The sequence below is a fragment of the Microbacterium sp. Leaf151 genome (genome assembly GCF_001424225.1).
GTDB lineage: Bacteria > Actinomycetota > Actinomycetes > Actinomycetales > Microbacteriaceae > Microbacterium.
On the sequence record NZ_LMOR01000004.1, the window covers coordinates 364423 to 376518 of the forward strand.

General features: G+C 71.1%; 13 protein-coding genes and 1 pseudogene. 8 read left to right on the top strand and 6 right to left on the bottom strand.

Annotated features, from left to right (window positions below; all coding sequences use genetic code 11):
• Positions 1 to 128: 128 nt before the first annotated feature.
• Positions 129 to 842 (bottom strand): tyrosine-protein phosphatase, encoded by a 714-nt coding sequence (locus ASF76_RS12495; protein ID WP_055958236.1) that lies wholly within the window; start codon positions 840 to 842, stop codon positions 129 to 131.
• Positions 839 to 1336 carry a carboxymuconolactone decarboxylase family protein gene (locus tag ASF76_RS12500; RefSeq protein WP_055958239.1) on the bottom strand — a complete coding sequence of 166 codons (498 nt, stop codon included), beginning with the start codon at positions 1334 to 1336 and terminating at the stop codon, positions 839 to 841. The genes ASF76_RS12495 and ASF76_RS12500 overlap by 4 nt, the downstream gene beginning before the upstream one ends.
• A 157-nt stretch (positions 1337 to 1493) precedes the next feature.
• On the opposite strand from ASF76_RS12500, the gene ASF76_RS12505 reads away from it, so the two are divergent.
• The 8 genes and pseudogenes from ASF76_RS12505 (at position 1494) to ASF76_RS12540 (ending at position 9173) form a co-directional block, all read left to right on the top strand.
• Positions 1494 to 2411: an alpha/beta fold hydrolase gene (locus ASF76_RS12505; RefSeq protein WP_055958242.1), complete on the top strand. Its 918-nt coding sequence runs from the start codon at positions 1494 to 1496 to the stop codon at positions 2409 to 2411.
• A 164-nt stretch (positions 2412 to 2575) separates the two neighbouring features.
• Positions 2576 to 4087, top strand: coding sequence for an ABC transporter substrate-binding protein (locus ASF76_RS12510; protein ID WP_055958246.1), 1512 nt, complete (start codon positions 2576 to 2578; stop codon positions 4085 to 4087).
• Complete coding sequence (locus ASF76_RS12515; protein WP_055958249.1) at positions 4084 to 5034, top strand: ABC transporter permease; 951 nt, start codon at positions 4084 to 4086, stop codon at positions 5032 to 5034. The genes ASF76_RS12510 and ASF76_RS12515 overlap by 4 nt, the downstream gene beginning before the upstream one ends.
• A complete protein-coding gene (locus ASF76_RS12520) occupies positions 5031 to 5900 on the top strand; it encodes an ABC transporter permease (protein WP_055958252.1) in 870 nt (289 codons plus the stop codon). The genes ASF76_RS12515 and ASF76_RS12520 overlap by 4 nt, the downstream gene beginning before the upstream one ends.
• Positions 5897 to 6670 (top strand): annotated as a pseudogene (locus tag ASF76_RS12525) (ATP-binding cassette domain-containing protein); the annotation flags it as partial. The gene ASF76_RS12520 and the pseudogene ASF76_RS12525, both read left to right, overlap by 4 nt.
• 170 nt (positions 6671 to 6840) lie before the next feature.
• Positions 6841 to 7632: an ABC transporter ATP-binding protein gene (locus tag ASF76_RS12530; protein WP_055958255.1), complete on the top strand. Its 792-nt coding sequence runs from the start codon at positions 6841 to 6843 to the stop codon at positions 7630 to 7632.
• Positions 7633 to 7768: 136 nt separating this feature from the next.
• The gene (locus tag ASF76_RS12535; protein WP_055960058.1) at positions 7769 to 8827 is read left to right on the top strand and encodes a M4 family metallopeptidase; all 1059 of its coding nucleotides are present in this window, start codon (positions 7769 to 7771) and stop codon (positions 8825 to 8827) included.
• On the top strand, positions 8814 to 9173 hold the full coding sequence (locus tag ASF76_RS12540) for a protealysin inhibitor emfourin (protein ID WP_055958258.1): 360 nt from the start codon (positions 8814 to 8816) through the stop codon (positions 9171 to 9173). Before ASF76_RS12535 ends, ASF76_RS12540 begins: the two co-directional genes overlap by 14 nt.
• A 36-nt stretch (positions 9174 to 9209) precedes the next feature.
• On the opposite strand, the gene ASF76_RS12545 is transcribed toward ASF76_RS12540, so the two are convergent.
• The 4 genes from ASF76_RS12545 to ASF76_RS12560 all read right to left on the bottom strand — a co-directional run bounded on the left by ASF76_RS12545 (position 9210) and on the right by ASF76_RS12560 (position 11917).
• A complete protein-coding gene (locus ASF76_RS12545) occupies positions 9210 to 9821 on the bottom strand; it encodes a GNAT family N-acetyltransferase (RefSeq protein ID WP_055958261.1) in 612 nt (203 codons plus the stop codon).
• Positions 9822 to 9895: 74 nt separating this feature from the next.
• Positions 9896 to 10582, bottom strand: a complete 687-nt coding sequence (locus ASF76_RS12550) for a uracil-DNA glycosylase (RefSeq protein ID WP_055958264.1) — start codon at positions 10580 to 10582, stop codon at positions 9896 to 9898.
• Positions 10579 to 11064: a phosphoribosyltransferase gene (locus tag ASF76_RS12555; protein WP_055958267.1), complete on the bottom strand. Its 486-nt coding sequence runs from the start codon at positions 11062 to 11064 to the stop codon at positions 10579 to 10581. Before ASF76_RS12555 ends, ASF76_RS12550 begins: the two co-directional genes overlap by 4 nt.
• 82 nt (positions 11065 to 11146) lie before the next feature.
• Positions 11147 to 11917 carry an SDR family oxidoreductase gene (locus tag ASF76_RS12560; protein ID WP_200936133.1) on the bottom strand — a complete coding sequence of 257 codons (771 nt, stop codon included), beginning with the start codon at positions 11915 to 11917 and terminating at the stop codon, positions 11147 to 11149.
• Between the last annotated feature and the right edge of the window lie 179 nt (positions 11918 to 12096).

Below are 12096 nucleotides of genomic sequence, written 5' to 3' on the forward strand. Positions count from 1 at the left end.
CCCTGTATCTCGACGTCGAGGCGGTCGCCGGGCACGAGCCGTGGCCGCGGATCGTCCGCCGACGCAGGACATCTACCGCGCATCATGCGATCCCGCTGCCGATCCCGGGGCGCGGCGGGCCCAACAGGTCAGACGACCAGCAGATCTCGCAGTCGGCGCAATTCGTCGTCGGTCACACCGTTCGCGCGCAGGTATCCGGCCGGGGAGCCGTACTCGCGATCGAGGCGTTCGAGCAGCGTGCGCATGACCGGCGCCGGGGACCGCGTCGCCAGCGCCTCCGCGTGCACGGCGCGCGGGTGCAGGGCACGGACGGCCCGCAGCACGGCGGCGTTGCGTTCGGCCGGCAGAAGTTGCTCTGTGCGGGCGTAGTCGGCGATCACGGCTTCGCGGTCGACCCCGGCGGCGTCGAGCGCGATGGCGACGGTGACGCCCGTGCGATCCTTGCCGACGGTGCAGTGCACGAGCACGGGCTGCGCGCTGAGGATGCCGCGCACCACCGCGACGACGCGGTCGGCGGAATCGTCGACGATCGCGGCGTACAGGGCGTCGAGGCTCAGGTCGTTCGCGAAGAAGGACGCGACGGAGCCGAGGAAGAGCGGTTCGTGCTGCACGTCGACCGCGAGATCGTCCAGACGGCTCGGAGCGTGGGCCACCTCGGCGTCATCGCGCAGATCGATGACGCGTCGGATGCCGAGCTGACGGAGTGTGCGGACACCGGCGTCATCGACGGCGACGAGGTTGCCCGACCGGAACAGCACCCCGTCGCGCGTGCGTCCGTCGCCGGCGCGCAGACCGCCGACGTCGCGGAAGTTCGTCGCACCCGAGACCAACGACGCCGTCATACGTCGTGCCCCCGGGGCGCGTTCGCGGGCGCGTCTGTGCGCGGCGGTACCGGGTAGCGGCCGGCGATGGCCACGCGATTGAACGCGTTGATAGCCACCAGGACCCAGCTGAGGGCGACGTACTCCCGCTCGCTCAGGATGCCGCCGGCCTGATCGTAGACGTCGTCGGGGATGCCGTCCTCGTGGATGAAGGTGAAAGATTCGGTCAGCTCGAGCGCGGCCCGCTCGCGTTCGTCGAAGACGCCCGACTCGCGCCACGTGGCGATCTGCGCGATGACATCGGCGTCGAGTCCGGCTTTCACCGCCGCCTCGACGTGAACGCGCACGCAGAAGGCGCAGCCGTTCAGCTGCGAGGCGTGGATCTGCACGATCTCGCGCAGGCGAGCGTCGAGCCCGGCGTCGGCTGCGAGCCGGCCGACCGTGGTCGAGAACGACCGCAATGCCGCGTACGCCTCGGGGGCCTTCTTCGACAGGTGCACGCGTTCCTCGGCCATGGCCACAGCCTATGGGCCGCCGTGCGCGCACGGGTCGGGATGCCGAGGGTCGGGCTTCGGGACCCGGCGAACACCCCCGTCGCCCGAACGACCGCGCCGTGACGCCCCGCGGCACGGCGGTGGCGTCGGTGTCGACAGCGGTGACAGGCTGGGTGCCATGCCCGAGCTCGACGAGTTCTCCTTCCTGCCCGCGCAAGCCGCCTCCCTGGGACGTGCGGAGCCGACGGTGCACCGCGTGCGCCTGACGCTCTCCGACGGTCGTTCCCTCAGCGGTCTGGCGTGGGGCGACGCACCTCCGCGCGTGACGCTGCTGCACGGCGCCGGACTCAACGCCCACACCTGGGACACGACGCTGCTGCATCTGGGTGCGCCGGCCCTGGCGCTCGATCTGCCCGGCCACGGCGATTCGTCGTGGCGCGACGACGCCGCCTACGTCGCCCGCATCCTCGCGCCCGATGTCGTGGCGGCGATCGAGGCCTGGAGCGACCGGCCGCAGACGCTCGTGGGCCACTCGCTCGGCGGGCTCACGGCGGCCGCCGTCGCGGCATCCCGGCCCGATCTCGTGTCGCAGCTCGTGATCGTCGACATCACCCCCGGCGTCGATCCCAGCGCGGGCCCCGCGCAGATCCGTGCCTTCTTCGCCGGCCCGACCGACTGGGCATCGCGCGACGAGCTCGTCGACCGCGCGCTCTCCTTCGGTCTCGGCGGCACGCGCGAGGCGGCAACCCGCGGCGTCTTCCTCAACTCGCGGGTTCGACCCGACGGACGGGTGGAGTGGAAGCACCACTTCGCCCACCTCGCGGCCGCTGCCGCGAACGCGGGCGCCGATGCGACGACCCCCGACGCGGTTCGAGAGGTGCTGGCCACCACGGGGTGGGACGACATAGCCGACGTGGCGCGTCCGATCACCCTGGTTCGCGGCGAGCGCGGTTTCGTCACGCCCGCCGATGCCGAGGAATTCACGCGTCGCGTCCCCGGCGCCGCGGTGCGCACCCTCCCCACCGGCCACAACGCGCAGGAGGAGGATCCCGGCGCTCTCGCCGCGCTCCTCGCCGACGCTCAGTCGAACGACTGAGCGCGAGCGGTCGACCGAGGAGCCCCTCCTCCCCCGGGTCACGAACCGTCGCGCACCGTCACACGCGGAGGGGAGGGAATACGGGTGAAAGTAGGCTGTTCCCACCCCTGCACGGCATCCACAGCACCCTCGATGCCTTCGGCCTGCGAAAGGACAACCCCGCAATGCTGCGCCGCACCACCCTCGCCACGAGTGCGCTTCTCATCGGAGCCCTGCTCCTCACCTCCTGCACCGGTTCGAACACCGCGCAGAACCCGACGGGCGAGGCGAATCCGGATGCCACTCTCACGGTGCGCCTGTCGCTCGAGCCGTCGAACCTCGACATCCGCCGCACCGGTGGTGCCGCCCTCGAGCAGGCACTGGTCGACAACGTCTATCAGGGACTCGTGACGCGCAACGCCGACGACGACAACGCCATCACCCCGGCCCTGGCGACGGAATGGAACGTGTCGGCCGATGGCCTCACCTACACCTTCACCCTGCGGCAGGGGGTGACCTTCCACGACGGCAGCGAGCTCGCCGCCGACGACGTCGTCGCCTCCCTGCAGACGGCGAAAGACGATGCGACCATCGCCGACAGCTCCGACCTGGCCGGTGTGACCTCGATCGCCGCCCCCGACGCCTCGACCGTCGTGCTGACTCTCGCACAACCCAACATCGACTTCCTCTTCACCCTCACCGGGCGGGTCGGCCTCGTCTTCAACAGCGGCGACACGACGAACCTCCAAACGGCCGCCAACGGCACCGGACCGTTCACGGTCGCGAGCTGGAACACCGGCCAGAGCCTCACGCTCGCGCGCTACGACGGGTACTGGGGCGACACGGCCGGCGTCGCCGAGGTCGTGCTCGACTACATCCCCGACGACAGCGCCGCCATCAACGCCGCTGTCAACGGCGACCTCGACGTCGCTCTCGAGATCGACCCCGAGTTGCGCGGCCAGCTCGAAGACGGCGGGAACTTCACGATCGCGTCGGGCCTGACGACCGACAAGGGCACCCTGGCGTTCAACAACCAGCGGGCTCCTCTGAACGACCAGCGGGTGCGCGAGGCCCTACGCCTGGCGATCGACCACGACGCCCTCGTCGAGACCCTCGGCTCCGGCGACACCCTCTACGGCCCCATCCCGCCGCTCGATCCCGGCTACGAAGACCTCACGGGCTCCGTCGCCTTCGATCCCGACCGGGCCCGTGAGTTGCTCGCCGAGGCCGGCGCACAGAACCTGAACCTCACGCTGACCATCCCCAACGTCTACCCCGGCACGATCGCCACGTTCTTGGTGTCCTCGTTCGCCGACGTGGGCGTCACTCTGCAGGTCGAGCAGGTCGACTTCACCGCGTGGTTGCAGGACGTCTACACGAACAAGGATTACGACCTCAGCTTCGTCCGCCACGTCGAGGCGCGCGACTTCGGCAACTGGGCCGATCCGTCGTACTACTTCGGCTACGACAACGCCGAGGTGCAGGGCCTCTACGCACAGGCACTCGCCACCACGGACGAGCAGCAGTCGTCCGACTTCTTGGCCGAGGCCGCGCGGATCGTGAGCGACGAAGATGCGGCCGACTGGCTGTTCCTGTCGACACCGCTCACCGCGGTGGGCACGAACGTCGCGAACTTCCCGAAGAACTCCCTCAACGTGCGCCTGCCGCTGGCCGGCGTGACGGTCTCGTCGGAGTGATCCGCTACGCGCTGACACGGCTGGGCCTGCTCGTGCTGGGCCTGGCCGTGGCCAGCGTGCTGATCTTCCTCTCGCTACGCGTTCTCCCGGGCGACGTCGCGCAACTCATCGCCGGCGGCGAAGCGACACCCGCGCAGATCGCCGCCGTGCGCGCGAGTCTCGGCCTCGACGTGCCGCTGTGGTCGCAGTACGGCCACTGGATCGGCGGATTGCTGCGCGGCGACCTCGGCACCTCCCTCGTCACGGGCACCTCGGTCGCCGCGGAGCTGGCCGACAAGGCGCGGGTCACCGTTCCGCTCGCGGCCATGTCCCTCACGGTCGCGATGCTCGTCGGCATCCCGTTCGGGGTGCTGTCTGCTCTGGGACGTCGCCGCGCGAGCGGCACCGCGGTGAGTGTCGTCGCGCAGGCGCTGGCGGCCGTACCGGTGGTCTGGGCGGGTCTCATGCTGGTGGTGGTCTTCTCGGTGTGGCTGGGCTGGTTGCCGCCGCAGGGCTTCCCCCGGGCCGGATGGGACGACCCCGCAGCCGCCTTCCGCGCGCTCGTGCTGCCTGCCGTGACCATCGGCGTCGTCGAGGGAGCCATGCTCCTGCGCTTCGTGCGCAGCGCCACACTCCAGGCGCTCGGCCAGGACTACGTGCGCACCGCCGCGGCGAAAGGTCTCACCCGCACGCGCGCGCTCCTCAGCCACGGTCTCCCCAATGTCGGGCTCTCGGTCATCACCGTGCTGGGGCTGCAGATCGCCGGCGTCATCGTGGGAGCGGTGATCATCGAGCAACTGTTCACGCTTCCGGGCATCGGCCGCATGCTCGTCGGCGACGTCGCCTCGAGAGACCTCCCGAAGGTGCAGGGGGAACTTCTCGCGCTGACCGGCTTCGTCCTTTTCGTGGGATTCCTCGTCGATCTCGTCCACCGTCTCGTCGACCCTCGCCAACGGGAGGCCGCATGACCACCCTGCGACGTCTCTGGGGGCTCGGAACCGGCCGATTCGGCATCCTCATCGTCCTTCTCGTGCTCGTCACGGCGCTGGTGTCTCTCGTGTGGACGCCGTTCGATCCGGCGGCCGTCGATGCGCGGGAGCGCTGGAGCGACCCGTCGTGGCCGCACGTGCTGGGCACCGACAACAGCGGTCGCGACATCGCGAGCCTGCTCATGGCGGGCGCGCGCACGACGGTGATCGTCGCCGTCGGGGCGGGGGTGGTCGCCTCGGTGCTCGGAGTCGCCCTCGCGGCCCTCGGCTCGCTGACGACGCGGTGGGTCCGCGAGAGCGTCGCGGTTCTCGTCGACATCCTGATCGCCTTCCCGGTGCTCATCATCGCGATGATGATCTCGGCGGTATGGGGCGGCTCGCTGGCGGTCGTCATCTGGGCCGTGGGCATCGGCTTCGGTGTGAACGTCGCCCGCGTGACACGGCCGGAGCTACGCCGTGTCCTGCGCAGCGATTACGTGCTCGCCGGACGCGCGAGCGGTCTGACGACTTGGCAGAACCTCACCCGGCATCTCCTGCCCAACGTCGCACCGGTGTTCATCGTGCAGCTGTCGTGGGGCATGGCGGTGGCGGTGCTCGCCGAGGCGGGACTGTCGTACCTCGGCTTCGGCGCCCCGGTCACTCAGCCCTCGTGGGGCGTGCTGCTGAGCGATCTGCAGGCGTACATCGCCGTGCATCCGCTGACGGTGGTGTGGCCGGGCATGGCCATCACGGTCACCGTACTGGGGCTGAACCTGCTGGGCGACGCCCTGCGCGAGGCCGCCGATCCCACCCTCTCCGAGCGCGCGCCCTCCGCCCGCCTGCACGTGCCGGGGGTGATCGCGTGAGCCTCGAGGTGACCGATCTGCGCGTCGAGATCGGCGGACGCCCGGTCGTCGACGGGGTCTCGTTCGCCGTGCCCGACGGCGCACGGGTGGGCATCATCGGCGAATCCGGCTCGGGCAAGTCGCTCACCGCCCTGGCGATCCTCGGGCTCCTGCCCGACGGGGCGCGGGCGAGCGGCAGTGTGCGGTGGAACGGGCGCGAGATCCTGGGGCTCCCCGACCGGGAGCTCGCGCGCCTGCGCGGCGACGACATCGGCATGGTGTTCCAGGAGCCCCGCACCGCGCTGAACCCCATCCGCACGGTCGGCCGGCAGATCGGCGAGTCGGTGCGCATCCACGAGCGCGTCTCGCGCCGCGAGGCGCTGCGCAGGGCGGTCGCAGAGGCGGAGCGCGTCGCGCTGCCCGACCCCGAGCGCATCGTCTCGCGGTACCCGCATCAGCTGTCCGGGGGCCAGCGCCAGCGCGTCGCGATCGCCATGGCCCTCGCCTGCCGCCCGCGGCTGCTCATCGCCGACGAGCCGACGACCGCGCTCGATGTGACGATCCAAGCGGGTGTCCTCACGCTGCTGCGCACCCTGGTCCAGGATGCCGGCATGTCCCTCGTCTTCATCACGCACGACCTCGCGGTGCTCGCGCAGGTCGCCACCCACGCTGTCGTCCTCGAGCACGGCCGGGTGGTCGAGCAGGGCGGTGTCGCCGACCTGCTGCACGCGCCGTCGTCGCCGGTCACGCAGGCCCTGCTGCGCGACGCGACGGCGACACTGTGGCATCCCGAGCGTGCGCATCCATCGGTCTCGGATGCCGCGGCGGCGGCCGTCCAAGACGGACCCGCCCTCACCGCGCCGAGCGGCGGGGCGATCGATGCCTCCGTGGCGGGCGAGGATGGCGCCACCCCACCGACCGCCCCCACGGAACCCGGCGCCTCGGAGACGGGGCGGACCCCATGACCGAGACGATCATGCGGGCCCGCGGACTCTCCCGCGACTACCCGACCCCCCGCACGCGCGGATTCGGACGCGCCGAGCGCACCCCGGGTCTCGTCGACGTCGACCTCTCGGTGCTCGCGGGTTCCGCGGTCGGCATCATCGGCGAGTCTGGCTCGGGCAAGTCAACGCTCGTGCGCCTGCTGCTCGGACTCGACGTCGCGACCGCGGGAACGGTCGACGTCGAGGGACGCGCGGTGGACGCCCGCGGCTCGGCGCGTTCGCTGCACTGGCTCCGCCGCACGACCGGCGTCGTCTTCCAGGATCCGTACGCCTCTCTCGATCCGCGCATGAACGTCGGGCGCATCGTCGGCGAGCCCCTGTGGGCGCTGGGCATCGAGGGCGATCGTCGCGCCCGCGTGCGGGAGGTCCTCGAACAGGTCGGACTAGAGGCCGACATGGCCGCCCGCTTCCCCCACGAGTTCTCGGGCGGACAGCGACAGCGCATCGCGCTCGCCCGTGCCATCGTGCACCGGCCGCGCATCCTCGTCGGCGACGAGCCGCTGTCGGCGCTCGACGTGACGGTGCGGGCGCAGATCCTGCGTCTGCTGGCGCGGCTGCGGGTCGAAGAGCAGTTGACCCTCGTGCTGGTGTCGCACGACATCGGCGTCGTCCAGAGAGTCTGCGATCAGGTCGTCGTGATGAAGGACGGGCGCATCGTCGAGCAGGGCCCCACCGAGAAGGTCCTGCTGCAGCCGCAGGCCGCGTACACCCGCCAGCTGCTGGCATCCATCCCGACTCTGCCCCGCTGACGGGGCGATCGTTCGGACCGGATCCGCACCGCCGTGCCGCGCACGGCTCCTCCCCACGGCGGGGTGATGGGAATACGCCCCCAGATCGAGAGCAAGGGATGCCGCGATGTCGGAGGTGCGCGCTAGCCTCGGGCGCATGATCGCCGGCATCGTTCCCCCCTTCCTGCTCGACCGTCTCGCCCAGACCGACGACCCCCGTCTCGCACGGGCCGCCGCAGCCGCCCGCAAGACACTGGCCATGCCGCGTCCTCCGCGGCCCACCCGCACACGACTGCGCCTGTCGATCGACGGCGATGCGCTCGTCGCCGAGACCGCGCCCGCCCCCGATCGCATCATCTCCGACGCCGGCAACACCGAGAACCTGCCGGGGCGCCGGGTGCGCAGCGAAGACGACGCCCCCAGCGGCGACGTCGCCGTCGACGAGGCCTACGACGGTCTGGGTGCGACCTACGATTTCTTCTGGGACGCCTTCTCACGCGACGGGATCGACGCCGCGGGCGGGTCGCTCCTGGCCACGGTGCACTTCGGTGACGACTACGACAACGCGTTCTGGAACGGCGAGCGCATGGTCTTCGGCGACGGCGACGGCGAGGTGTTCGTCGGGTTCACGCGCTCTCTCAGCGTCATCGCCCACGAGCTCGGCCACGGGGTGACCGAGGCCGCCGGCGGCCTCGAATACCAGGGGCAGTCCGGCGCTCTGAACGAATCGTTGTCCGACGTCTTCGGGGCCCTCGCCGAGCAGCACCACCTCGGCCAGCAGGCCGATGAGGCGACCTGGCTCATCGGGGCGGGCATCTTCGCGCCTGACGTCCAGGGCGAGGCCCTGCGATCGATGAAGGCGCCCGGCACGGCGTACGACGACGACGTGCTCGGCAAAGACCCGCAGCCGGGGCACATGCGCGACTACGTCGAGACCGACGACGACAACGGCGGCGTGCACATCAACTCCGGTATCCCCAACCGGGCGTTCTACCTCGCCGCCATCGCCCTGGGCGGCAAGGCCTGGGACCGCGCGGGTCTGATCTGGTACCGCACGCTCACCGCGGGCACCCTCTCCCCCACCGCCGACTTCACCTCCTTCGCGGCCGCCACCCTGGCGGCGGCCGCTGCGGAGTACGGTGAGGAGTCGGAGGAGGTCGCCGCCGTCCGCGCCGCTTGGGCCGGGGTCGGCGTTGTGGAGGATGCCGCAGCCTGAAGCCGTCAGCGACGAGCGTCTGACGATCGTCGTCGTGCGCTCGGGCGGCATCGCCGGGCTCTCGAGACAGTGGCGGGCCGATGCCGATGCCGAACATGCGCCGCGCTGGAGGGAACTCGTCGAGAGCTGCCCCTGGGACGCGACACCCCCGCCGACGGCCGGGGCAGACCGTTACCAATGGCGCATCGAGGTGCATCACGGCGGGGCACCCGTGCACCAGGCGCGCCTGGGCGACGGGCAGGTCGAGGGCGCGTGGCGCACGCTCGTGGACGAAGTGCGTCAGGCGGCTCACCCGCAGCCGCGCGGGCGCTCAACCGCTGCCGAGACAGGCACGTCGACATCCTGACGAAGATCGCGCTGCCCCTCTGTGTGACGGCAACCGTCAGCCGAAGAGCTTCCGCCGCTTCTTCTTCGACGGGATGCTCTTCTGCAGGTAGACAACCCCGAGCCATCGTCCGAATTTGAAACCGACGCGGCCCATCCGGCCGACCTCGGTGAAGCCGAGCTTCTCGTGGAGCGCGATCGACGCATCGGCGCCCTTGTCGCTGATCGCGGCGACCATCTCGCGAATGCCGAGATCCTGGCAGGCGGCGATGAGCGCTTCGAGCAGAGCACGTCCGAGTCCCTTGCCCGCCGCCGCTTGACCGAGGTAGATCGAGTTCTCGACCGTGTACCGATAGGCGGACTTCGACTGCCAGGGCTGCACGAGGGCGTAGCCGAGGATCTGCCCGCTGGGCGACTGCGCCACGAGGAAGGGCAGCTTCAACTTCTGGAGCGTGGCGAACTTGTCTCGCCATTTGGCGATGGTCCACGCCTTCTCGTCGAAGGTGACGACGGAGTTGCGCACGTAGTAGTTGTAGATCTCCCGGATGTCGGGGATGTCGGCCTCGGTCGCCGCGCGGATCTCGAACGAGAACGGGCGCTCGGGCTCGGGGGCACGGCGCAGATGCGCGGGTGGTCGCCGACGGCTCTTCTCGTACTCCTCTTCCAGCACGTCGTAACTCTACGGGCGACCCCGTTTCCCGCGTGTGTCACCGGGCCGCGACGTCGGGCCGCATGACGACGCCGTCAGGCCGGGAGGCGCCAGTCCACGGCATCCGCGCCCTGCTCGGCCAGCAGGGAGTTGACCCGCGAGAACGGCTTCGAGCCGAAGAAGCCCCGGCTGGCCGACAGCGGCGAGGGGTGCGGCGAGGAGACGATGGCGGTGCTCCCCAGCAGGGGCGTGAGGTTGATGGCATCCCGCCCCCAGAGCACCGCGACCAGCGGCGCATCTCGTTCGACGAGACACCGGATGGCGTGCTCGGTGACGCGTTCCCATCCCCAGCCGCGATGGGATGCCGGCGACCCCGGCGCTACCGTGAGTACCCTGTTCAGCAGCATGACACCCTGGGCCGCCCATGCCGAGAGATCGCCGTGCGGGGCGGGAGCGATCCCGAGATCGTCGGAGAGCTCCCGGTAGATGTTCGCGAGGCTTCGCGGCAGGGGCCGCACGTGCGGGTCGACCGCGAACGACAGCCCGATCGGGTGACCCGGCGTCGGGTAGGGGTCTTGTCCCACGATGAGGACCCGGACGGCGTCCACCGGCGTGCGGAATGCGCGGAGCACGAGCTCGCCCGCCGGCAGATACGGCTTGCCCTCCTGCCGCAGACGCTCACCGAGCGCGGCGATGTCGTCGGCGACCGGGGCGAGGGGCTCCACCCAGGTGGAGTCGATCAGGCCGGCGTCGGCGAGTTGGGCGAGGGACTTCGCGGTCACTCCGCGTCTTCTTCGTGCACCGACCCGAGGTGCGACCAGGGGAACTCGATCCAGAGGGTCGTGTCCTTCCAGGAATAGTCGGGCGTCACGACCGTCGTCGGCTTGGTGTAGATCACGGCTGACCGCGCTTCCGCGCCATGCCGGTCGAGCAGTTTGACGGCGAGGTCGAGCGTGCGACCGCTGTCGGCGACGTCGTCGACGAGCAGCACGCGGCGTCCCTCGAGGTACGACAGGTCCAGCGCCGGGGGCAGCACCTCAGGCGCATCGAGCACGGTACCCACACCCGTGTAGAACTCGACGTTGAGCGCGCCGCAGTTCTTCACGCCGAGGCCGTAGGCGATCGCCCCTCCCGGCAGCAGCCCGCCCCGCGCGATGGCGACGACCACCTCCGGACGGAACCCGTCGGCGACGATCGCGCGCGAGATGTCGCGCGTCGCGACCCCGAAATCGTCCCAGCTCAACCGTTCGCGCTCGTCCGTCACACCGGATCCTCTCCTCGACTGCTCTCACCCTAGGCGCTCGAGGGGTACCCCCCGTCCGGGGCACGGACACGGCGACGCGGGGTCAGCGCGTCGTCAGCGGCCCGCGCGCCAGCAGGTGCTGTGCGGACTGCGCCACGGGGCGCATCGTCACGAGGTCGAGGTTCACGTGCCCGGGGGCGTCGAGCGCGTAGGCGATGACATCGGCGACGTCGGCTGCCACGAGAGGCGCCTCGACGCCCTCGTAGAGCTTGTCTGCCGCGTCGCGGTCGCCACCGAGACGGTTCAGGCTGAACTCCTCGGTGCGCACCATGCCCGGGGCTATTTCGATCACGCGCAACGGCTCGCCGTTCAGCTCCTGACGCAACGCGTGCACGAGCATCGACTCTCCGGCCTTGGCCGCGTTGTACCCGCCACCACCCGGGTAGGCCGTCTGCGCGGCGGTCGAGGTGACGAAGAGCAGGTCGGCGTGGCCCGAGTCGTCGGCCGCGCGCCGGAGGGCCGGAAGAAGGGAAGCCACCAGGCGCTGCGCCGACAGAACGTTCGCTTCGAACATCCAGCGCCAGTCCTCCGGGTCACCGGCTTCGATGCGATCGCTGCCGCGGGCACCTCCGGCCACATGCACGAGCGCGTCGACGCCGCCGGTCTCATCGAGCCACGTGGCCAGCGCCGCCACGGCGTCGCCGTCGGTCAGGTCGGCGGCATGGGCCACCACGCCCGTCTCGCCCTCGAGCGCCGCGAGTCGGTCGGCCCGGCGTGCGACACCCACGACGTCCCATCCGCGGGCCCGCAGCGCCCGCGCGGCCGCCTCTCCGATACCCGAACTGGCCCCGGTCACCACTGCGCGTCGCGTCATGACATCCACGCTACTGCGCCCCTCCGACACCGGATGCCGCGTGCCGCCGGTCGGCCCCGCTCCCCCGCCGCGCGGGCACCGCGTCGCCGCCGCGTGCGGGGCGCCGAGGGGCTGCGGGCCGCGCACAGCGCCCGGCGATGAAACGGAGCACGCCTCGCAATGCCGGCGCGGTCGACGGC